Raw genomic sequence first — 19,946 nt, 5'->3', positions numbered from 1 at the left:
GGGAATCTGGATGCGTTCCGGCGGCCGAGGGCCGAGACTCACCGGATGGACCAGCTTCAGCGGGTCGTGGGGCTCGTCGATCGGGTGTTGGGCCCGGTGGCCATCGGGACCTACCTGCACGGATCGGCCCTGCTCGGCGGGCTCAGACCGGCCAGTGACGTGGACGTTCTGGTCGTCTGCCGCCGGAGCCTGACCGACCAGGAGCGGCATGCGCTTCTCGGCGGGCTGCTCCCGATCTCCGGCTCCCGGAACGGCGTCCGGCCAGTCGAGCTGACCGTGGTCGTCCAGTCCGAGGTCCGTCCGTGGCGGTTCCCGCCGCTTGGGGATTTCCTGTACGGCGAGTGGCTGCGGGAGGAGTTCGAGAGCGATGGTCCGCCGCGGCCGGAACCGTCGGCGGACCTTGCCCTGTTGATCACGATGGTGCTGGCGGGAGATCATCCGCTGGCCGGACCACCACCGGCCCGGGTCCTTGCGCCCGTCCCCTGGGCCGACGTGGTCCAGGCGAGCGTCGAGGGCATCCCCGGCCTGGTCGGCGACCTGGGCAACGACACCCGCAACGTCCTGCTGACCCTGGCACGGGTCTGGACCACCCTCGCGACCGGCGAGATCAGGTCGAAGGACGCCGCCGCCGACTGGGCGTTGGCCCGGCTTCCGCCGGAGCACCGCCCCGTCCTGCGGTACGCCAGGGAGCTGTACCTGAACCGCCGGTACTCCGAGGAGAACTGGACCGGGGACCTACGGGCGCGGCTGCGTCCGCACGTGGACCTGGTGCTTGCCGAGATCGACCGGTTGCGGCAGCGGTGACCTGCGTCGGTGCCGTCAGTCCGGCCGCGACCCGCCGGCCGGGGCCAGCGTGATGCCGCGCTCGGCGAAGACCTCCCCGATGGCCGCGATCGTGTTGATGGCGGCGGGGAAGCCCGCGTACACCCCGAGCTGGATGGCCGTCTCCACGGCCTCCGCAGGCTCACCCCCGGCGTCCAGCAACCCCCGCACCGACGCCGTCAGCCGGGGCCGGACGGTGCCCAGCGTCCCGCAGCCGGCGATGCCGACGATCCCGCGGGCCCGCCCCGGCAGACCGCCGTCGGCGGAGATGCCGGCGTCCAGGAGGTAGCGGCTGAGGTCGGGGGCGGCCTCCCGGATCCCGGCGAGCAGCGTTCCGACCGCCGGATCCCGCTCCTCCTCGCGGACGGCGGGCCGGTCGACCCCGGTGAACCCGTCGACCCCGAGGACGTCCCGGGCGACCCGGATCGCGCCGATCGCGGTCGACACGCCGGCTGGCACCGTGGCCTCGACGACGGCCGCCAGGGCTTCGAACGGTGGGCACCCGACGTTGAGCGCGCCGCGCAGGTGGAAGGCCAGCTGCGGCCCCGCGTTGCCGAGTGCCGCCAGGACCGCGATCGTGACGAGTTGCCGGGTGCGCAGGTCCAGTCCGGGCCGGTCGTAGACGTCGCCGTAGGCGAACTCGACGGTGTACCGACCGAGATCGGGTGCGATCGGGGCGAGGGCGTCGAGGATGGCCGGGCGCTCGGACCCGGCCACCTTGATGAGCAGCCGCATCCCGCGTTCGTATCGGGTGCGCTGATCGACCTGTGCGGTCATCGTGGGTGTCTTTCTTCCTCTGACTGGTTGAACGGCGTCACGGACGGGCGTCACGCAGGGTCGCGGCGAACAGGCTCAGCAGGCCGGTGGTGAAGGCCGACATGTTCGCCGCGCGCTCGGCGGAGCCGGTTTCCAGGATCTCCGTACGGGTCACCGGGCCGCTGACGGCCAGCGCGGTGTACCCGGCGGGGTGTCCGTAGGGGCTGATCGCGGGGCCGGCGGCGCCACCCTCACCGATTCCCCAGTCGGCGCCGACCTTGTCGCGGAACAACTCGGCGAGGCGCAGGACGAGTTCGGGGGTGGAACCGCCGTAGGGCTTGTGTTCGGCCTCACCCATCCCGATCAGCGCCTCCCGGACCGGGTAGCTGTACAGCACTCCACCACCCACCACGAACCGGGATGCGCCCGGGTAGGTGAGCAGGCACGCGGCCACCAGTCCGCCGGTGCTGCTCTCCGCGATGGCGACGGTCTCCTCGCGGGCGATCAACAAGTCAGCGATTTCCGAGACCAGCTGTGCCTGGTCGGCGGAAAGGAACGTCATCGTGCTACCTCTTTGTGGCTGAGCGCGGGTACGGGGGTACGGTCCCGCAGCAGCTTGGCGACCGCGAGAGTCCGGTTCGGGCAGTCGAGCTTGGCCATGACGTTGGCCACCAGTCGCTTCGCGCCGTGCTCGGAGATGCTGAGTCGGCGGGCGATCTGCTTGTTGGTCAGCCCGTCGACGAGCAGTTGGGCGGTCTGCTCCTCCCGGGGCGTCATTCGGGGCAGCGCGGTCGGCGCGATCCGCTGCTGGTGCATGGTGAGCAGCTTCGAGGCCAACCGGTGAGGCATCGAGTACTCGCCGCGTTCCGCCCGCCGCACGACGTCCCGCAGGGTGCGGGTGTCCAGGCCGGCGAGGGGCAGCAGGGCACTGCTGCGGCCGGCGAGTTCGCCGAGTCGGTGCAGTTCCCCGTCACCCACCAGGGTCAGAATCCGGACCGATGGACTCATCGAGGTCAGCAGCGCGATGTCCCCGTCGCTCAACTCACCCAGCACGACGATGAGGACCATCGAGCTAACGGATGTCGCGAAGACCGCCGCCTGCTCGACGCAATCGACGAGTCGGGGCGGCCCGATGCCGTCAATCGACGCGAGCATGCGCCCCAGACCAGCCCGCCGCAGTTGGTTGCGCATTGCCACAACGATATGAGTGGAAGAGTCCATGCCTGGAGAAGCCATACGCGCCTGATCCCGCCTTCCGGCTACCGAAACGGCCATGTCACCAAACTCAATGAACTGCGACAAATTAGATACAATACGGGCGCCCCCGGCCATTGACCCGGCCGGCCTCACCGCAGTCATCGGTCCGCCACCGTGACCAAACTTATCCCGAGGAACCGCTCTTAACAATTCCTGAAGGGTAAACTGGTTATAACGATGCGATAACCGTAAGGTTACCAAACAGTTTAGCTGATTCACCAAAAATGCATTTACTGTCGCCCCGTGACGTCGGGCCTGGTCAGCCTCGACTTTCCGAGGTTTGCAGCATTCCTACCTGAATCGCCTTGGCAACCACGACTGTACGGGAAGGGCAGTCCAACTTGGCCATCAGATTAGCGACCAAACGCTTCGCTCCGTGCTCGGAAATTTCGAGCCTACGAGCAATCTGCTTGTTACTCAGGCCTTCGGCGAGCAAATGCAGTGCCTGCTGTTCCCGGGACGTCACCCGAATCGGATAGGGGGCGGACTGGGCCGGTCGCCCCATGGATGCCAGCAGGTTGGCGGCGAGTCTCGACGGAATGATGACTTCGCCGCTCGCGGTACGCGCCAGCGCGTCGACGAGCGTCTCGCCGCTTAATTCCTCGGTGTTGAGAAACCCGCACCCCTGGATGCGGGCCAGGCTGGGCAGCCGGGCGGGATCGTCGCCCTCGAGCAGGACCAGCACTTTCACCCCGGCCGCCGCGGCGTCCGACACCAGGCGCTCCGCGCCGTTCAACACGTCCTGCAACGCGACGATCAACACCGCCGAGGGATCCAGCTCCGCCAGCACGACGGCCCGCTCGACGCACGGTTCGTCGTGCAGCCGGATGCCCGGACCGAAGGGTTGCAGCATGTGCTCGATCCCGAGTCGCTGTAACCCGTCTGTCACAGTGACGACGACATTGACCCCGCTGAGGGGAGGTGTTTGCCCCCGACCAGGAAAAGAAGGTGTCTCACTCGATGACGATGCCTCACTCATGACCGGCCCCCCCGGCGCCCTTGTCCCCCAGACGGGCGGTCTCAGCGAACCACCCGCCGATCGACGACTGCCGGGCACAGCTTACGCGCCCCGAACGACAGTGGAAGTTCCGGTATAATGATCTTAGGCCATTTATAACGATCACGCCGACTAGCCGCCCCGGGTTCCGGGGCGGCTAGTCGTGTCGATCGGTTTCCCGATCCGCTTACGGTCCGTACATCTCAGACGGCTACGCTACGCGCGCGCTCCTGCTCAAGACGCAGGTCAAGGGCCGCATAATCGGCGTTGGCCCGTTCGATGGCCTCACTGCGATCGATCACAGTCGGTAGCTCGAACGTCTGGACAATCTGGTCGAGGCGCTCCTCGAACGACCCGCCGATCACGACCACCGGGATCCTGAGTTCCTCCAACGTGGTGAGCAGCATCTCATCGATCGTAGTGCGAAACTTCTCGTTCATCGGACGGTGCCCATCGTCGGTGATGGGCAGTTCATGCCGCAAGTGGACAAAGGCGTCGTAGGTGTTTTTAACATGCTGTTTGAACGCGAAGCCGAACTGGGCCACGACCTGCTCGAAGAAGGCCATCTCGGCCGGGTCCACGGCCGGAACGTTCACGCCGTCCGCGGTGGCGTTCGGATTCATCCCATGCATTACCCGCGCCGCGCCGTACAGCCATTCCTGAAGGGAGGAGCCGTCCGACAGAAAGCTGTCCCCCAGCAGCGCCTCGTGGACCGCCCGCCCGACGTGCCGGCGCATCATCAATTGCAGGAACTCGGCGGGGGTCACCTCGGCCAGGGCCTTACCCGGAAGCGCCTCGGGCATGATTTCCCGAATCGCCTTGGCCAGCGTACGGGGGATGCCGGTGTAGTGGGACAGGGCCATGACCGACCGGGTCTTACCGGACGAATAGGTTCCCGATACAGCGAGCTTCATCTATGTTTCTCCTGACGGTGGCGGTGCTCAGACCGTGGCGAGGTGGCCGGTCGGCAGTTCGTGCGCGAAGGAGGAGCGGAACGACACGCCGGCGCAGGAGCCGGCCACGGTGACGTCACGCCACTGACCGCCTCGCAGCTCGACGAGGTGCTTGTCGGTGATGGCCGCCTGGACGCCGGTCGCCTCGGTGATCGGCCGCAGCGGCCGGTCGGCCTGCAAGGTGGTCTTCAGCATCCACAGCGTGTTGCTGTCCTGCCGGCGCACCGCGTCGAGTTCGTACATCATGATCTGCGTCAGTTGCAGGTTGACGACGAAGCAGTCGAGCAGCGACCAGCTCGGCTGGTACTCCCCCTCGATGCCCTCGGTGGGCGGGCGGGTGCTGAGCTGTTCCAGGGCGACCCGGGCGGTGGCGCGAAGCTCCGCCATGTCGACCTGGACATCCTCGATCCAGTGCTGCTGACCCTGGAATCCCTCGCCGTAGTAGCGGTCTCCCGGATCCCCGAGGACCGCCTCGAGCCGGGGGTAACGCTCGTTCCGGGTGTCGTACCGGGCCACCGGATGGACGATCTCGTAACGGGCGCGCATGGCGCCGATCCGACTCTCGTAGGTGGACACGGCCGTGCCGTCGGCGGTGGCCGCGTAGCTGGAGAGCAGCTTCGCCGTGCCCTGGAGCCCGGTCAGATCCTCCTGCGGCACGTTGCCCGAGCGCAGGGTCACCTTGCGGATCCAGGACCGCCGCCGCATGCCCCGGTCGCCACCGAACCCCTGAATGAGGTGGGCCTCGCTGAGCTGAGCGCCGAGCACCAGCATGTCCATCGTGCTCAGGTGCGGTCGCAGGTCGGCATCCGCCTTGCGCGACCAGTCAACGGGATACGCGACATCGATCAGTGCGGTCGTACCACCCGGCTCGGCACCGCCGACCGCGACCTGTACGTCGCGAACGTCGTACATGGCCCGGCGGTAACCGCTGCCGAAGAACCGACCGTGCGGCGAGCCCAGGTAGTCATCGATGGATTCGAAGCGGAGCAACGCTCCGGTGCTCGTGGTCATGCCTTGGCTCCCGCCCCCGCCGGGACCGCGGCGACCCGCTCGTACGCGGCCACGAGGTCGTCCACGGTGCGGAGGTCCGCGATGGCGGCCACGCCCGCGACGAAGGGGTCGCCACCGACCACCTTCTCCAGCTGGATGACCAGGCGGGCCAGCAGGAGCGAGTTGAGAGCGATGTCATGCAGCTGCGCCGAGCCCTGCACGCCGTCGATCTCCTCGTCCTCCTCCAACAGGAGCGCCTTGATCTCGGCGAGGACCGCGGCCCGAACCTCAGTGACTCCTAGCATGAGATGCCTCCATCGACAACAAGCGTCTGACCGGTGATGAATGAGGACTGGGACGAGCACAGGAAGATGACGGCCTCGACGATCTCGGCCACCGAGGCGAGCCGGCCGAGCGGGGTACGCCGGGTGATGCGTTCCCGGTTCCGCTCGGTGACGTCGGCGGTCATGGCGGTGTCGAAGAAGCCGGGCACCACCGAGTTGACCCGGATGCCGAATGGACCGAGCTCGCGGGCCAGGCTCCGGCCGAACCCGTCGAGTCCGGCCTTCGCTCCGGCGTAGGCCGCGACACCGCGGTAGCCACGGATGGCGTTGATGGACGAGATGTTCACGATCGCGCCGCCCCCGGACTGGCTCATCGCGCGGGCCGCCGCCTGCGCGAGGACCATCGGAGCCACCAGGTTCGCCGAGACCAGCTCCTCGATGCGCGAGGTGGCCAGCGTGAGCAGCAGTTCCTGGTGCAGCACGCCGGCGTTGTTCACCAGGATGTCGACACGACCCAGCCGGTCGGTGGTCTCGCTGACCACCCGGCGCATGGCAGCGGTGTCCCGCAGATCCGCGGCGGACCACCACAGGTCGTCGCCGTACTTCTCCCGAAGTTCCTCCAGCTCCGGCGTCGCGGACCGGCTGAAGGTGGCCACCCGGGTGCCCTCCGAGAGCAGCCGCTCGACCACGGCCAGGCCCAGCCCGCGGCTGCCACCGCTGATCAGGGCCACGGAGGTGGCGTCGGTCCCGGTCATCCCGCGACCCGGATCTTCTTGAAGCGGTCGGAGTGCTGGTCGGCGTTGGAGATCTCGATGAGCTGCGGCACCTTGTACCGCTCCAACCGGCTGCGGCAGTACGCGCGTACCCGGCTGCGGGCGACCTGCGGGTCCTCCTCCTCGGCCAGCTTGACCACCGCCTTGACGACCATGCCGGTCACCGGGCTGGTGTGTCCGCTCACCGTGGCCTCGGCGACGTTGGGGACCTCGAGCAGGACGTTCTCCACCTCGATGGGGTAGACCTTCTCGCCGCCGACGTTGATGATCTCGGAGCGCCGACCGAGGATGTGTACGTACTCCCCGTCGACCTCGACCACGTCCTGGGTGTTGAAGTACCCCTCCTCGTCGAAGGGCGCGGGCGCGTTGAGGTAGCCCAGCATGGCCATGTCGGACCGGACCCACAGGACGCTATTGACGATCTTGTAGGAGAATCCGGCGCTGGTGCCGAGCTTGACCCAGAGCGTGCCGTCCTCCCGGGACCGGGTCGGCACGATCCCGACCTCGGAGAGCCCGTACGTCTGCTTGAGCCGGACCTCCGGCAGCGCCGCCGCGAGACGCTGGAGGGTCTGCAACGGCATCGGCTCGGTGCCGTAGGTGACGAGGCGCAGCGACGAGGTGTCGTAGCGGTCCAGCACGCCGGAGATGAGCACCATGTTGAGGAAGGTCGGCGTCGTCGGCAGGACCTCCACCCGGTGCTCGGCGATGGTGGCGAACACCGTGTCGGGGGTGCGTTCGGCCAGCGTCACCACGGCACCACCCTGGCTGAGGGTGTGGAACAGGGTGTTGATGCCGCCGATGTGGTCGAGGTTCAGGAACGACAGGATCCGTTGTGGCCGCTTCGGCTCGCCGTACCGGGCGAGGACCTTGCCGAAGTCGAGCACGGACGCCTTGCTCCGGCCCGTGGTGCCCGAGCTGAACAGGACCAGGCCCGGCCGTTCGTCGCGACGCAGCCGGTCGTACAGCTCGTGCTCGGCACGGCGGCCGGTCCGGTCGCAGGTCCGCGCGCCGGTCGAGGTCACCGTGATGACGGTCTCGACCTGGGCCACGTCGAGGAACTCCGCACGCTTCGCGTCCGGAAGTGGGGTCAGCGGTACGGCTACCGCACCGCGATCGATGAGAGCGAGCAGACCCGCGCAGGTGTGCAGCGACGACGAACCCTCCAGGGTCACCACGTCACCGGGGCGGACCTGGTGCTCGGTCAGGTACGCGCGCCAGTCCTCCACCGCGTCGAGCAGCTCCGCGTAGTTGTAGGACCGCCCGTTGAATACGACGGCATCCGCCGTGCCGAAGCGTTTCAGTCGGTCCACGAATGACGAATCCACTGCGTACCTCCCTGTGGTCATTCGAAATTGTGGTACCCCCGCGAGCAGAACGCTACAAGCGGTCACACATTCGCCACAATGACTTTTCCGGGCTATTACTGGGACTCCGACAGGGGTAGTCGAATTGCTACCCCAGGGACTGCCGGAAAATCGCACGGCGAATGGGCGGATCGCCATTTCACTGGCGATCCGCCCATTCTTTCCGTGGTTCTGTCAGCCGTTGACGAAGGCCATCATCGGCGCTGGCCAGCGGGTACCCGCCGCCTCGAAGTCGGCCTCAAGCAGCTTGAGGTCGTCCTCGGTCAGGGTCAGGTCCAGGGCCTTGACGTTCTCATCGATCCGCTCAGGCCGGGTCGTGCCCGGAATCGGAACCGATCCCTCGACGGCCTGCAACACCCATGCCAGAGCGACCTGCGCCGCCGTGGCATTGTGCCGACCGGCCACCGTCTTGACCCGCTCCACCATTTCCCAGTTGTGACCAAAATTGTCACCCTGGAATCGGGGGGCAAGGCGGCGGAAATCGTTCTCCGCCAGGTCCTGCACCGAATTGATCGACCCGGTGAGGAAGCCCCGTCCGAGCGGCGCGTACGGCGTGAAGCCGATCCCCAGCTCCTGGATGGCCGGGACGATCTCCGCCTCCACCTCGCGGCTCCACAGGGAGTGCTCGGGCTGGATCGCGGTGATCGGGTGCACCTGGTGGGCCCGCCGGATGGTGTCCGCGGCGGCCTCGCTGAGTCCGAGGTACCGCACCTTGCCGGCGGTGACCAACTCGGCCATCGCCCCGACCGTCTCCTCGATCGGCACCTGCGGGTCAACCCGGTGCTGGTAGTACAGATCGATGTAGTCGGTCCCCAGCCGCTGCAGGGACGCGTCCACGGCCTCGCGTACGTGCTCAGGCCGCCCGTCCGGCACCCGTGGGGGCGTCTCCCAGGAGTAGGTGCCGAACTTCGTGGCCAACTGCACCTCGTCGCGGCGACCCGCCAGCGCCTTGCCGAGCAGCACCTCGTTCGTCTTCGGACCGTAGTGGTCCGAGCTGTCGAAGAAGGTGATGCCCCGGTCCAACGCCCGGTGCACGGTGGCGATCGCCCGGTCCTCGTCGATGGACCCGTACCCGAAGGTCAGGCCCATGCAGCCGAGGCCCAGGGCAGAGACCTCCATGCCCTGCGTGCCCAGCACCTGTCGACGCACTGTGTTCTCCTTTGTGCTCTTCTGCCGATCGACCGACGCGCGGTCAGATCGTCACGGTGGTCCCATCGAAACGGGTGATGGTGAAAGCGCTCTTCTCGAGGTAGACCGCCCGCTGCTCGCGCAGCAGGTCGAGGGCGATCTCCTCACCGAACCGGAACGCGGCGGTGTTGTCCGAGCGGTAGTGGACCCCGGCGTAGGAGCGACCCGCACCGATGTTGCCGGCCAGCTTGTTCAGCTCGCCACCGACGGTCAGCTGACCCTTGTCCGGACCCTCGTAGGGCACCAGCGTGGTCCCGTCCGGCCCGGGAACGACCGGGTCCGGCAGGACGTACGACTCGTTGAACCATGCCTTGAGGACCGTGACGCAGGCGCCGGCCACCGTGGAGTGTCCACTCTGGTAGGAGGGGCTCATCGGCGAGCCCTCCGGGAACGACTGGGTGAGCAGGTACGACCCGTACCGCGACTTGTTCCGCTCCAGCACCGGCGAGTGCAGCAGCTCGTTGTTGATCAGGCCGGGGTAACGGCCGGGCGAACGGTTCAGATGCACCTCGACCCGACCGGCCAGTTCCTCGGGCCGGATCCGACGATGCACGTTGAACTGCTGGAACTCGGTGTGCTTGATGGCCCGGATCGCCACGTCGGCGAGCAGGCTCGCCAGGTGCGGCGAGCCGAACGAGTTGAAGCCCATCTGGTTGACCGACCGGAAGTACGGGTTTCCGGCGTCCTGCAACGACGCGGGGTAGGCCGGGGAACCGAGCATGGTCAGCGCGGCGAACAGGTACGCCTGGTAGAGCACGTCGAAGTGCGTGTAGTGGGCCATGTCACGGCCGTTGAACAGGTAACGCTGGTGCGAGAAGTCGCGCACCGTCGGCGCGTTCACCCCGTTCTGCGAGGCGAGCCAGTCGGCGAACGTTCCGAGGTAGTCGACGCCCGGCGCGACCGTGTCGTGCAGCTGCTGGATCCGCGAGGTCCCGAACTGCACCGGCATCAGCATGAACTGGGAGATGAACGGGCCGGCCTGGGTGCCGGGCAGACCCGGGCGGAACAGCGTGCCCGGGGTGACCCGGCCCCCGCTGCGCGGCCCCTGGTAACCGGTGTACCGCGACAGGTCGGCGGCGGCCTCGGCGGCCAGCGGCGAGCTCTCGTACTCCGTGAACGGCACGTCGCGCAGCAGGGCCTGCCAGTAGAGCTCGGCCAGCTCGGCCGCGGTCTCGGCGCTGGACGCCGCCGGCGCCGGGGGTACCACCAGGCCGAACGTGTCGGCGCCCATGAGTTCGAAGGCGAGGGCGCCCTGTGGCCCGAGCTGCTTGCGTCCGCCGGCCGCGCCCATGGGCACCGCGTCGAACTTCGCCGGGTCACCGCTGGCGATGGCCCGCAGCAGGGCGTCGTGGGCCGCGTGGTCCACCTCACCCAGCTCGTTGTGCGGCAGTCCCTTGGTGTACGTCGCCAGGTAGGGGTGGGTCTGCTCGTCGCCGTTGTTCGGGTGGGCGGGGAAGTGCTGGGGGTAGTCCCGCTGCGCGGCTGCCAGCCGCAGCGCCCGGCCAGCGGCGGAGCGTAGATTGGGATCCGCGTACGCCCGGGGCGACAGGCTGGCGGTTGTGGGGCCCTCGGCAGCCTCGGCTGCCTGCGGAAGGCCGGCCAGCGCGGTGGTGGCTACCGCGCCACCGCCGACGGCGGCGGCCTTGAGCAGGGACCTTCTGGTGGGGAACAAGAGCTATCACTCCTAGGTTGGTCGGCTCCGGAGATCCGACGCCATCGGCGCGCCCGCCTTGTGCGGACGCGGCTGTTCGCCCCTCGACGCACGATCTCCATCTCCAACGTTGCAGTTAGCATAGAGACGGCCTTCGGCTACGTCAACGAAAGGGTTGGAGTTACAGTCGGGGGGTGGCCTGGGACATTGAGGAAACTCGTCGGCGGCTGAAGGCAGCCGCGACCGAGGAGTTCGCCCAGCACGGGCTGGCCGGTACGACCATGGACGGGATCGCCCGCCGGGCGGGGATCAACAAGCAGCGGCTCTACCACTACTTCGGTGACAAGGACGCCCTCTTCGAGATCGTTCTCCGAGAGGAACTGGCCCGCATCGCCAAGGCCGTACCACTCTCCTCCGTGCGGGACCGGGACATCGGCGAGTTCGCCGGCCTGGTCTTCGACTATCACCTGGAGCACCCGCACCTGGTGCGGTTGCTGCACTGGGAGGGCCTCAGCTACTCCGGCCACGTCGCCGACCACGAGGCGCGGGCCCGCTACTACCGCGAGAAGGTCGAATCCTTCGCGACCGGACAGGCCAGCGGCCAGCTCGCCGAGGACATCGAAACGGCACATCTGGTTTTCATGGTCATTGCTCTGGCGGCCTGGTGGTTCAGCGCTCCCCAGGTGATCGCGATGCTCACCGGACGCCCGGCGGACAGTCCGGAGGAGCGGGCCAAGCAGCGCCACTCACTGGTCACCGCGGCCCGCCGACTGGCGGCGCCGGTGCCGCCAGTCGGCTGACCTTCCGCCACACCGACGCCGGCGGAGGGGCATCCCCCGACCGACCCGACCGTGCCACCGACCTCGTCACACGGCCGGTGGCACGGTCCTGACCACTCCGAAGGGGCTGCCGGCCCGGTCGCGCCGACGGGTTTCCCCGCCGACGCGACCGGCTATGCCGCTGGCGTACTCAGGTCCAGCCGTACCCGGCCGTTCGCTGACGGCCGGAAGGCGTGTACCTGGACGTCCCGCCAGACCCCACCGGTGCGGAACGGATCCTCGGAGAAGAACTCGGCGACCGTTTCCGGACCGTCGGCGCTCACGACGAACAGGCTGCCCACGGCGACATCACCGGCGGCGTCGAGCAGCGGGCCGTAGGACAACAACGTGAACGGCGCGGTCCGGATCCTGCGTGAGTGGCTCTCCAGCAGCCGCTGGCGCGCCGCCTGGACGCTGGGTGCGTCCAGGCAGTGCACCACGACGATCCGATCTTCGGTCACCTGGTCACGCCATCGCCGGCGAGGTGGCGAACGAACGGATGCTCTCGGCCAGGTAGTCGACCATCTCGCCGGTCAGCCGCGGGTGGACGCCCACCCAGAACGACCGCTCGGTGATGATGTCGCTGTTGGTCAGCTCACCACTGACCCGGAACTCGGCGCCCTGGTAGGCCGGGTGCCGCACCAGGTTGCCGCCGAACAGCTGCCGGGTGGCGATGCGCCGCGACTCCAGGAAGGCCACGATGTCCCGCCGCTCGAACGGCGCGTCGGGCTGGATCGTGAGCACGAAGCCGAACCAGCTCGGGTCGCTGTCCTTGGTGGCCTCCGGAAGCAGCAGGTGCGGCGTGCCCTCAAGAGCCGTCCGCAGGTGCTGCCAGTTGCGGCGCCGGGCCTCGCTGAGCCGGGGCAGCTTGGCGAGCTGGGTCAGACCCAACGCGGCCTGCAGATCCGTCGCCTTCAGGTTGTAACCGATGTGGGAATACGTGTACTTGTGGTCGTATCCGGGTGGCAGGGTCCCCATGGTCCACTCGAACCGCCGCCGGCAGGTGTCGTCCTCGCCCGGAAGGCACCAGCAGTCGCGTCCCCAGTCCCGGACGGACTCGATCACCCGGGCGAGCCGGACGCTGTTGGTCGTCACAGCGCCGCCCTCGCCCATCGTGATGTGGTGCGCGGGGTAGAAGCTGCAGGTCGACACGTCGCCGAAGGTGCCGGTCAACCGGCCACGGTACGTCGAGTCGAGCCCGTCGCAGTTGTCCTCGACGAACCAGAGCCCGTGGGCTGCGGCGATGCTCTTGATCTCCTCGGCGGCGTACGGGTTGCCGAGGGTGTGCGCCAGCACGATGGCCTTCGTCTTCGGCGTGATCGCCGCCTCGACGCGCTCCGGGGTGGTGTTGTAGGTGCCCAGTTCCACGTCCACGAAGACCGGCACCATGCCGTTCTGCAGGATCGGGTTGACCGTGGTCGGGAACCCGGCCGCCACCGTCACCACCTCGTCGCCCTTGCGCAGGCGCCGATCGCCCAGCTGGGGCGAGGTCAGGGCGGTCACGGCGAGCAGGTTCGCCGAGGACCCCGAGTTGGTCAGGTGTGCCTTGCGCAGTCCCAGCGTCCGGGCGAACTCGCGCTCGAACCGTGAGCACGCGGCGCCAGCGACGATGCGCAGCTGCAGGGCCGCCTCGACCAGGGCGACCCGGTCGTCCTCGTCGAGCACCGCGCCGCCGGTCAACAGCGGCGTGACGCCGGGGATGAAGCGCTCCTGCACGTCGGCGGTCTGGTGGTACTTGCGGACCGCCTCAAGGATGTCTTGGTGTCCGTCCTCGAACATGAACTCTCCTTCGCTGCCGTACGCCGTCAGGCGTTGGCGGGCAGGGCGGACGGGATGGTGGCGGCCAGGGTGTGGGCGACATCGGACGGCTCGGGCCGTTCGGCCAGCCGGTCCCGCAACCCCGCGGTGATCCGCGCCGGCTCCGGGTCCCGCAGCAGTCGCTCCACCGAGTCCCGCACGCCGTTGACGGTCAGGTCAGCCGGAGCGAACCACTCGCCGGCGCCGACGGCCGCGATCTGCTGGGCGTGCTGGTACTGCACGCACATCTGCGGCAGCACCAACTGCGGCAGCCCGGTGACGATCGCCGCCATGGTGCTGCCGGCACCGCCGTGGTGGATGGCCACGGAGCAGGTCGGCAGGAGCTGGCGCAGCGGAAGGCGACGCTCGACCCGGACGTTGGCCGGAAGGTCGGTCTCGACCGTGAGCCGGTCCGCCGCCGCGACCACGACCTCGACATCGGCGGTGGCGAGGGCCTTGATCACCGTGGCGACCACGTTGTCGTGCTCGCCGAGGATCGGGATGTTGCCCAGGGTCACGCAGACCCGGGGACGGTCGGCCTGGCTCAGCAGCCACGGCTTCAGCTCCGCCGAGCCGTTGTACGCCACGTAGCGCATCGGCAGCGCACCCTCCGGCCCGTGGCTGGCCAGTCCCGGCGGGCAGACGTCGATCCAGCGGGGCGGCCCGACCGGCTCGCCACCGATCCGCCGACGCAGCGGCGCGAGCGCCTCGTTCGCGGCGGCGTCGATCTCCGGCTCGGGCAACAGTCCCCAGCTGTGGAACAGCGAGGGGATCCCCAGGGCCGCGGCCGCGATGGGCGCGGCGTAGTCCCACGACGGGTGCATGATCAGGTCTGCCCGCCACGCCCGCGCCGTCTCGATGATCTGGTCCACGGTCGCCTCGGCCAGTGGAACGTAGAACTCGAGCACGTGCTCGACCAGGGCCTGGGTCGTCTCCGCCTGGTGCGACGGGGCCTGGTCGTCATGGGTGGACTGGATCAGGACGTCGCCGATCGAGATCGCCGGGATGCCGGCGCCAACGGCCACCGGCACCAGCGAGGTGGGCACGGCGGCGAGCACCTCATGGCCCGCATTGCGCAGAGCCCAGGCGAGTGGAACCATTGGAAAAAGGTGCCCATAATTGGGGCAACTGGTCACCAGGACGCGCACGAATACCTCTCCCTGGACCTACACGGATTTTGGAGGAAGGCTCAATGGAGCCGCTTCAAAAGCACCGTAGGCGTGACCGGTGGGCACGGCAACGCCGCGAAACGACCATCCTGAACGGTCCACCAAGCGGTATACGCATTTGGGTAGGCCAGATGGATCGGTTGACGTCTCCAGCGGGCGAGCCCTAGCGTCTCCGCTGTCGAACGAACCGGGTCGAAGCGGAGGAGGACGTAATGCTCGCCCTGCCTGCCGCATTTCTCGTTCTTACTCTCCTGGTGATTAACCGACTCCCCAGAGTGATTAACCGGTTCCAGGGTCACGACCACGGTCTCGTGATCGTTTCCGCATTTCCGCTGCCCCGCGAGGTGATCGACCCGCTGTCGACGCCGCACGTTCCGGCCAGCCTCCCGAGTGGTGTCGACTCCCGCATCCGCGAGGTCGGCCACCGGAGTGCCTCGATCCTTCCCGGATCGACCTCCGCGGCGGTCTTCCCGACCGCGATGCCCGGTACTCGCCCTGGCCGCCCGGTCACCACACAGGCACGCCACGACTTCGCTGGCGTTCTCCACGCCGCCGCCGAGTTTCTTCGCTCTGCTGGCCGCTCGGGAACTCTCGCCGGGCCGGGCACACTCGCCGGACCGGGCACACCGGTTCTCCGGTGGCGGTTCGCGGCCGTCGTCGCCAGCCACTGAACTGGACGGCCAGCTCTGACCAACGGCCAGTTCCAGCCCTGATCTCTGCTCCTCCCCCGAAACTGACTCCGCCACCGGGCCGCACCCCGGTGGCGGAGTCAGTTATGCCCGCAGCTCATCGATGCTCCGGCAATCCTCGTACCGGGGCAGCAGCCCGGCGGCCCGGGCCTCGGCCAGGGTCGGCGCGGCGGCGTCCCGGGGAGACATGACCGGATCCCGGGACGACCAGGGCAGGTCGAGCTCGGGATCGAGTGCGTTCACCACATGCTCACGGGTCGGATCGTACGAGGTCGATGTCAGGTACATCACCGTGGCGTCCGGGGTCAGCGAGCAGAAGGCGTGACCGAGTCCTTCGGCGAGGACCATCACCTGGCGCTGCGTGTCGTCGAGGGTGACCGACTCCCAACGACCGAAGGTCGGCGACCCGACGCGGAGATCCACCACCACATCGAGCACCGACCCGGTGATGCAGGTCACCTGCTTGGCCTGCCCAGGCGGCACCGCCGCGAAGTGGACACCGCGAACCACCCCCTCGATCGAGGTCGACAGGTTCGCCTGGGCGACCCGGAAGGAACTGCCGGTCGCCTCGGCGAGGTCATCCGACTTGTAGAACTCCAGGAACACCCCGCGACTGTCCCGGTGCAGGGCGGGAGTCACCTCGAACGCCCCGGCGATACTCAGCTCGCGGATCTTCATCGAACGGCCACCGGCTTCCGCTCGGTAGCGAGCAGATGCAGCAGGTAGTCGCCGTATCCGCTCTTCACCAGCGGTCCGGCCAACTCCCGCAGCTGGTCATCATCGATCAGCCCGGCACGCCAGGCCGCCTCCTCGATGCAACCGATCTTCAAACCCTGCCGCTCCTCGACGACCCGCACGAACTCGGACGCCTGCACCAGCGAGGTGAAGGTGCCGGTGTCGAGCCAGGCCGTGCCACGGTCCAGTACCGAGACGGTCAACTGGCCCCGTCGCTGGTACTCCTCGTTGATGTCCGTTATCTCCAACTCGTTCCGGGCCGAATACGGCAGCTTGCGCGCGATGTCGACCACCTGGTTGTCGTAGAAGTAGAGGCCAGGCACGGCGTAGTCCGATTTCGGCACGACCGGCTTCTCCTCGATGGAGACAACCTGACCGTCTGCGTCGAACTCGACGACCCCGTACCGCTCGGGGTCGACGACCCGCGCCGCGAGAATGCGGGCGCCGACCGGGTTGAGGTTCTCGGCCAGCCGCGAGCCCAGCCCGCTGCCGTGGAAGATGTTGTCGCCGAGGATCAGTGCGACCGGCTCATCGGCGATGAAGTCGGCCGCGATGAGGAATGCCTCGCCAATGCCGCCGGGTCGGTCCTGCGTACGGTAGCTGAGCCGAATTCCGAGCTGCTCTCCTCCGCCGAGCAGTCGCTGGAAATCATGCTGGCTCTCTGGCGTCGTCAAGATCATGATGTCGTCTATTCCGGCCAAGATCAGGGTACTCAGCGGGTAATAGATCATCGGCTTGTCGAAGACCGGCATCAGCTGTTTGGACATCGCCCGTGTGATTGGCCACAGGCGGGACCCGGTCCCGCCGGCCAGAATAATTCCACGCATTCTTGCAGTGTAATCTTTGGCGGCGGTACTTTAAACTACGACCATGCGAATAATTGTCACAGGTGGTGCCGGCTTCATCGGGTCCTGCTTCACCCGGGATACGCTCGCCGACCGCTATCCCACACTGCGTGACGCGACGGTCACCGTCATCGACAACCTGGCCTATTCTGGCAATCTCGACAACATTCCCATTGGTCATCCGCGGCTTACCTTCGTCCAGGGCGACATCACCGACCAGGACCTGCTCGCGGACGTCGTCCCGGGCCACGACGCCGTGATCCACTTCGCCGCCGAGTCGCATGTGGACAGGTCGATCCGGGACGGCGCGACGTTCGCGGTCAGCAACGTCGTCGGGACGCAGCGCCTGCTCGACGCCGCACGGAACGCGGGAGTTCAACGATTCGTCCACGTCTCCACCGACGAGGTCTACGGATCAATCGACGAGGGCTTCTGGACCGAGGACACGCCCCTCGCGCCGCGATCGCCGTACGCGGCCTCGAAGGCGTCTTCGGATCTGATGGTCCTCGCCGCCCACCGGACCCACGGAATGGACGTGGTGATCACCCGGTGCAGCAACAACTACGGTCCGTACCAGTTCCCCGAGAAGGTCATTCCGCTCTTCGTGACGAACCTGATGCAGGGAAAGAGCGTCCCGCTGTACGGGGACGGCCTGAACGTGCGCGACTGGCTGCACGTCTCGGACCACTGCCGAGGCATCTCGCTCGTTCTCGCCGGAGGTCGTTCGGGAGAGGTGTATCACATTGGTGGCGGCACCGAACTGACCAATCGCGAATTGACCCAACGGCTGCTTGACGCCTGCGGGGCGGACTGGGACATGGTTCGCAGGGTCGAGGACCGGAAGGGGCACGACCGCCGATACGCGATGAACATCGACAAGATCACGAACGAGCTGGGATATGTTCCCCAGGTATCTCTGACCGATGGTCTCGCCGATACCGTCACCTGGTACCGCGACAACCGCGAATGGTGGTTGCCGCTCGGAGCCAAGGTCCTGCAACCGACGGCCTGACAGCCGACCGCCTGCCGGCGTGACCGCCGGCTCGGAGACGACTCGTGGGTGCGGCCACGGGTCCGGCTCCGATTCACCGCCGACGTGGCACCGAGTTCGTCTGCGTCAATGAAAAACGCACCGAAGAGCCATCTCGGCGTCGCCGTACCTCAATGGCAAAGGCCACAAGATACGGCGACGCCCGTGAGCTGAGACGTCAGTCGGCGACGCTCAACACCAATTTTCCGGTGGTCCGACCGGACTGGCTCGCCTCGTGTGCCTTGGCCGCGTCGGCGAGCGGGAAGACATGATCCACGTGTACCCGCAGCGCGCCCTGTTCGACGAGGGCGGTGAGCGCCTCGAGTCCGACCCGATCCGGCTCCACCAGGAACGACTTGACCCGCACCCCGAGCCGCTCGGCAGTCGCCAGCACCTCCTCGCTCGGGTGACCGATCACGGTGATCAGCAGGCCACCCGGACGCAGCGTGCTGAGCAGGGGCAGCGTGTGCGAACCGCCGAGCAGGTCGAGGACCACGTCCTGGTCACGCACGGTCTCGGCGAGGTCCACGGCGGTGTAGTCGACGGGGTGGTCCACCCCGAAGTCACGGATCAGATCGTGCTTCGCCGCCCGTGCCGTGCCGGTGACCTCGGCGCCCAGGTGGTCGGCCAGCTGGCAGGCGAGATGACCGACGCCGCCCGCAGCGGCGGTCACGAGAACGCGCTGACCAGGGCCGACATTGGCGACCTCGACGAGCGTCTGCCAGGCGGTGAGACCGGCGAGCGGCAGCGCGGCGGCCTCCACGAACGACAGGCCGGCCGGCTTGCGGGCGAACTGTCGGGCCGGAGCGGTGGCGTACTCGGCGTAGGCACCGGCGGCACGGGGGAACCAGAGCAGGCCGTACACCTCGTCACCGGGCTCGAAGCGGGTCACCCGGGGGGCCTCGACCACCACCCCGGCCACGTCCCAACCCAGTACGAACGGCGGCGCGCCGAGCGCACCGGACGGGAACATGCCGCTACGGATCTTCCAGTCGACCGGGTTGATGCTGGCGGCGTGCACCTTGACCAGGACCTCGGTGGGAATCGGCACCGGCCGGGGCACCTCGACGAGTTGCAGCACCTCGGGACCGCCGATGGCGGTGGTCTGGGCGACCTTCATGGTTTGGGACACATCTCTCCTCGGTATTCGACGCCGTCCGGGCAGCGCGCCTCCAGCCGAGGACAACGATCACGTCAGTCTCGGCCGGACCACCAGCTACAGCCGCAGCCCGAAACGCAGGGCGCTCGCCACGGCATTTCTCGGGCAGAGCGGATGAGAATCAAACGGCAGGGATCCGACACACCAACAATCCGGTTACCCATCGGTCATGTCGGCGACATACAGCCCATACCCACGATGATTCCCCATGGTGGTGCATGGTATCGATGCTCGTTTACCGGACTCCCCCATGTCAAGCAGAAGACCAGAATGAGGAACACCACATTGGACAGACATTTAAGCACAGAAACAAGTCAGAAACGTATTGACCCGATCCCTGCGTCGACGGGTAGCACAGGCAGGGTGTCCCAAATGCCGACGCCCGGATTTACGCCCGGCAGCGACGACCGGACGCGCGGACCCGTGGGAACGGGATCACCGCACCGAGGTCCCGCAGAGGTTTCCGGGGATGCCCCAGGGCGCACGGGCCCCGACGAAGGGCTCCACCGGATTCCAACCATCACCAGACACTCGGCCCTGACCAGCGTCTCCGCTGATCAGGGCCGGATCTCCGAGCCGCCTGACGGAATCGAACCGTCGACCTACGCATTACGAGTGCGTCGCTCTAGCCGACTGAGCTAAGGCGGCAACAGCGCCCAAGTGTACGGC

Annotated in this window: 21 protein-coding genes and 1 tRNA gene; 4 read left to right on the top strand and 18 right to left on the bottom strand. The window is 67.7% G+C overall.

The window, feature by feature from the left end; genetic code table 11:
• Positions 1-45 precede the first annotated feature (45 nt).
• Positions 46-804 carry an aminoglycoside adenylyltransferase family protein gene (locus tag ACXN5W_RS02280; protein WP_473156431.1) on the top strand — a complete coding sequence of 253 codons (759 nt, stop codon included), beginning with the start codon at positions 46-48 and terminating at the stop codon, positions 802-804.
• A 15-nt stretch (positions 805-819) separates the two neighbouring features.
• Here ACXN5W_RS02280 and ACXN5W_RS02275 read toward each other — a convergent pair whose 3' ends face one another.
• The 11 genes from ACXN5W_RS02275 to ACXN5W_RS02225 all read right to left on the bottom strand — a co-directional run bounded on the left by ACXN5W_RS02275 (position 820) and on the right by ACXN5W_RS02225 (position 11,056).
• Positions 820-1,599, bottom strand: a complete 780-nt coding sequence (locus ACXN5W_RS02275; protein WP_473156430.1) for a carboxymuconolactone decarboxylase family protein — start codon at positions 1,597-1,599, stop codon at positions 820-822.
• 37 nt (positions 1,600-1,636) lie between these two features.
• Positions 1,637-2,140: a CinA family protein gene (locus ACXN5W_RS02270; protein WP_473156429.1), complete on the bottom strand. Its 504-nt coding sequence runs from the start codon at positions 2,138-2,140 to the stop codon at positions 1,637-1,639.
• A complete protein-coding gene (locus ACXN5W_RS02265) occupies positions 2,137-2,769 on the bottom strand; it encodes a helix-turn-helix transcriptional regulator (RefSeq protein ID WP_473156428.1) in 633 nt (210 codons plus the stop codon). The genes ACXN5W_RS02270 and ACXN5W_RS02265 overlap by 4 nt, the downstream gene beginning before the upstream one ends.
• Before the next feature lie 325 nt (positions 2,770-3,094).
• Positions 3,095-3,688 (bottom strand): LuxR C-terminal-related transcriptional regulator, encoded by a 594-nt coding sequence (locus ACXN5W_RS02260; protein ID WP_473156427.1) that lies wholly within the window; start codon positions 3,686-3,688, stop codon positions 3,095-3,097.
• A gap of 347 nt (positions 3,689-4,035) precedes the next feature.
• Positions 4,036-4,746 carry an AAA family ATPase gene (locus tag ACXN5W_RS02255; protein ID WP_473156426.1) on the bottom strand — a complete coding sequence of 237 codons (711 nt, stop codon included), beginning with the start codon at positions 4,744-4,746 and terminating at the stop codon, positions 4,036-4,038.
• A 27-nt stretch (positions 4,747-4,773) separates the two neighbouring features.
• On the bottom strand, positions 4,774-5,796 hold the full coding sequence (locus tag ACXN5W_RS02250; RefSeq protein WP_473156425.1) for an AvrD family protein: 1,023 nt from the start codon (positions 5,794-5,796) through the stop codon (positions 4,774-4,776).
• The gene (locus ACXN5W_RS02245) at positions 5,793-6,080 is read right to left on the bottom strand and encodes an acyl carrier protein (RefSeq protein WP_473156424.1); all 288 of its coding nucleotides are present in this window, start codon (positions 6,078-6,080) and stop codon (positions 5,793-5,795) included. The genes ACXN5W_RS02250 and ACXN5W_RS02245 overlap by 4 nt, the downstream gene beginning before the upstream one ends.
• Positions 6,074-6,814 (bottom strand): SDR family NAD(P)-dependent oxidoreductase, encoded by a 741-nt coding sequence (locus tag ACXN5W_RS02240; RefSeq protein WP_473156423.1) that lies wholly within the window; start codon positions 6,812-6,814, stop codon positions 6,074-6,076. The genes ACXN5W_RS02245 and ACXN5W_RS02240 overlap by 7 nt, the downstream gene beginning before the upstream one ends.
• On the bottom strand, positions 6,811-8,157 hold the full coding sequence (locus tag ACXN5W_RS02235; protein WP_473156422.1) for a class I adenylate-forming enzyme family protein: 1,347 nt from the start codon (positions 8,155-8,157) through the stop codon (positions 6,811-6,813). Before ACXN5W_RS02235 ends, ACXN5W_RS02240 begins: the two co-directional genes overlap by 4 nt.
• A gap of 213 nt (positions 8,158-8,370) precedes the next feature.
• Complete coding sequence (locus ACXN5W_RS02230; RefSeq protein WP_473156421.1) at positions 8,371-9,345, bottom strand: aldo/keto reductase; 975 nt, start codon at positions 9,343-9,345, stop codon at positions 8,371-8,373.
• Positions 9,346-9,388: 43 nt separating this feature from the next.
• A complete protein-coding gene (locus ACXN5W_RS02225; RefSeq protein ID WP_473156420.1) occupies positions 9,389-11,056 on the bottom strand; it encodes a vanadium-dependent haloperoxidase in 1,668 nt (555 codons plus the stop codon).
• Positions 11,057-11,229: 173 nt separating this feature from the next.
• On the opposite strand from ACXN5W_RS02225, the gene ACXN5W_RS02220 reads away from it, so the two are divergent.
• Positions 11,230-11,835: a TetR/AcrR family transcriptional regulator gene (locus ACXN5W_RS02220; protein ID WP_473156419.1), complete on the top strand. Its 606-nt coding sequence runs from the start codon at positions 11,230-11,232 to the stop codon at positions 11,833-11,835.
• Between the two features lie 152 nt (positions 11,836-11,987).
• On the opposite strand, the gene ACXN5W_RS02215 is transcribed toward ACXN5W_RS02220, so the two are convergent.
• Genes ACXN5W_RS02215 through ACXN5W_RS02205 form a run of 3 tightly spaced genes read right to left on the bottom strand, consistent with a single transcriptional unit; the run spans position 11,988 to position 14,750 of the window.
• Positions 11,988-12,314 carry a YciI family protein gene (locus ACXN5W_RS02215; RefSeq protein WP_473156418.1) on the bottom strand — a complete coding sequence of 109 codons (327 nt, stop codon included), beginning with the start codon at positions 12,312-12,314 and terminating at the stop codon, positions 11,988-11,990.
• A 4-nt stretch (positions 12,315-12,318) separates the two neighbouring features.
• Positions 12,319-13,632 carry a lipopolysaccharide biosynthesis protein RfbH gene (rfbH, locus tag ACXN5W_RS02210; protein WP_473156417.1) on the bottom strand — a complete coding sequence of 438 codons (1,314 nt, stop codon included), beginning with the start codon at positions 13,630-13,632 and terminating at the stop codon, positions 12,319-12,321.
• 26 nt (positions 13,633-13,658) lie between these two features.
• Positions 13,659-14,750 (bottom strand): nucleotide disphospho-sugar-binding domain-containing protein, encoded by a 1,092-nt coding sequence (locus ACXN5W_RS02205; protein ID WP_473156416.1) that lies wholly within the window; start codon positions 14,748-14,750, stop codon positions 13,659-13,661.
• Positions 14,751-15,031: 281 nt separating this feature from the next.
• Between ACXN5W_RS02205 and ACXN5W_RS02200 the strand changes: the two genes are divergently transcribed.
• Complete coding sequence (locus ACXN5W_RS02200; RefSeq protein WP_473156415.1) at positions 15,032-15,490, top strand: hypothetical protein; 459 nt, start codon at positions 15,032-15,034, stop codon at positions 15,488-15,490.
• A gap of 102 nt (positions 15,491-15,592) precedes the next feature.
• Here the strand turns inward: ACXN5W_RS02200 and ACXN5W_RS02195 are convergent, their stop codons facing one another.
• Together ACXN5W_RS02195 and rfbA are read right to left on the bottom strand one after the other, a co-directional pair.
• Positions 15,593-16,186, bottom strand: a complete 594-nt coding sequence (locus tag ACXN5W_RS02195; RefSeq protein WP_473156414.1) for a dTDP-4-dehydrorhamnose 3,5-epimerase family protein — start codon at positions 16,184-16,186, stop codon at positions 15,593-15,595.
• Positions 16,183-17,070, bottom strand: coding sequence for a glucose-1-phosphate thymidylyltransferase RfbA (gene rfbA, locus ACXN5W_RS02190; protein WP_473156413.1), 888 nt, complete (start codon positions 17,068-17,070; stop codon positions 16,183-16,185). The genes ACXN5W_RS02195 and rfbA overlap by 4 nt, the downstream gene beginning before the upstream one ends.
• A gap of 43 nt (positions 17,071-17,113) precedes the next feature.
• On the opposite strand from rfbA, the gene rfbB reads away from it, so the two are divergent.
• Positions 17,114-18,100, top strand: coding sequence for a dTDP-glucose 4,6-dehydratase (rfbB, locus tag ACXN5W_RS02185; RefSeq protein WP_473156412.1), 987 nt, complete (start codon positions 17,114-17,116; stop codon positions 18,098-18,100).
• Positions 18,101-18,296: 196 nt separating this feature from the next.
• Here the strand turns inward: rfbB and ACXN5W_RS02180 are convergent, their stop codons facing one another.
• The gene (locus ACXN5W_RS02180; RefSeq protein WP_473156411.1) at positions 18,297-19,250 is read right to left on the bottom strand and encodes an NADP-dependent oxidoreductase; all 954 of its coding nucleotides are present in this window, start codon (positions 19,248-19,250) and stop codon (positions 18,297-18,299) included.
• A 601-nt stretch (positions 19,251-19,851) separates the two neighbouring features.
• Positions 19,852-19,925: transfer RNA gene (locus ACXN5W_RS02175), tRNA-Thr, on the bottom strand.
• Positions 19,926-19,946: the final 21 nt, after the last annotated feature.

The organism is Plantactinospora sp. A48 (assembly GCF_055793945.1).
The sequence above is the reverse complement of the archived record's forward strand: the minus strand, read 5'-3'. Positions and strand labels throughout refer to the sequence as shown.

Excerpts from the sequence above, each read along its gene's own strand:
- ACXN5W_RS02280 (WP_473156431.1), top strand. The coding sequence starts at position 46 with ATGGACCAGCTTCAGCGGGTCGTGGGGCTCGTCGATCGGGTGTTGGGC.
- ACXN5W_RS02275 (WP_473156430.1), bottom strand. The coding sequence starts at position 1,599 with ATGACCGCACAGGTCGATCAGCGCACCCGATACGAACGCGGGATGCGG.
- ACXN5W_RS02270 (WP_473156429.1), bottom strand. The coding sequence starts at position 2,140 with ATGACGTTCCTTTCCGCCGACCAGGCACAGCTGGTCTCGGAAATCGCT.
- ACXN5W_RS02265 (WP_473156428.1), bottom strand. The coding sequence starts at position 2,769 with ATGCGCAACCAACTGCGGCGGGCTGGTCTGGGGCGCATGCTCGCGTCG.
- ACXN5W_RS02260 (WP_473156427.1), bottom strand. The coding sequence starts at position 3,688 with ATGCTGCAACCCTTCGGTCCGGGCATCCGGCTGCACGACGAACCGTGC.
- ACXN5W_RS02255 (WP_473156426.1), bottom strand. The coding sequence starts at position 4,746 with ATGAAGCTCGCTGTATCGGGAACCTATTCGTCCGGTAAGACCCGGTCG.
- ACXN5W_RS02250 (WP_473156425.1), bottom strand. The coding sequence starts at position 5,796 with ATGACCACGAGCACCGGAGCGTTGCTCCGCTTCGAATCCATCGATGAC.
- ACXN5W_RS02245 (WP_473156424.1), bottom strand. The coding sequence starts at position 6,080 with ATGCTAGGAGTCACTGAGGTTCGGGCCGCGGTCCTCGCCGAGATCAAG.
- ACXN5W_RS02240 (WP_473156423.1), bottom strand. The coding sequence starts at position 6,814 with ATGACCGGGACCGACGCCACCTCCGTGGCCCTGATCAGCGGTGGCAGC.
- rfbH (WP_473156417.1), bottom strand. The coding sequence starts at position 13,632 with ATGTTCGAGGACGGACACCAAGACATCCTTGAGGCGGTCCGCAAGTAC.
- ACXN5W_RS02205 (WP_473156416.1), bottom strand. The coding sequence starts at position 14,750 with ATGGTTCCACTCGCCTGGGCTCTGCGCAATGCGGGCCATGAGGTGCTC.
- ACXN5W_RS02200 (WP_473156415.1), top strand. The coding sequence starts at position 15,032 with ATGCTCGCCCTGCCTGCCGCATTTCTCGTTCTTACTCTCCTGGTGATT.
- ACXN5W_RS02195 (WP_473156414.1), bottom strand. The coding sequence starts at position 16,186 with ATGAAGATCCGCGAGCTGAGTATCGCCGGGGCGTTCGAGGTGACTCCC.
- rfbA (WP_473156413.1), bottom strand. The coding sequence starts at position 17,070 with ATGCGTGGAATTATTCTGGCCGGCGGGACCGGGTCCCGCCTGTGGCCA.
- rfbB (WP_473156412.1), top strand. The coding sequence starts at position 17,114 with ATGCGAATAATTGTCACAGGTGGTGCCGGCTTCATCGGGTCCTGCTTC.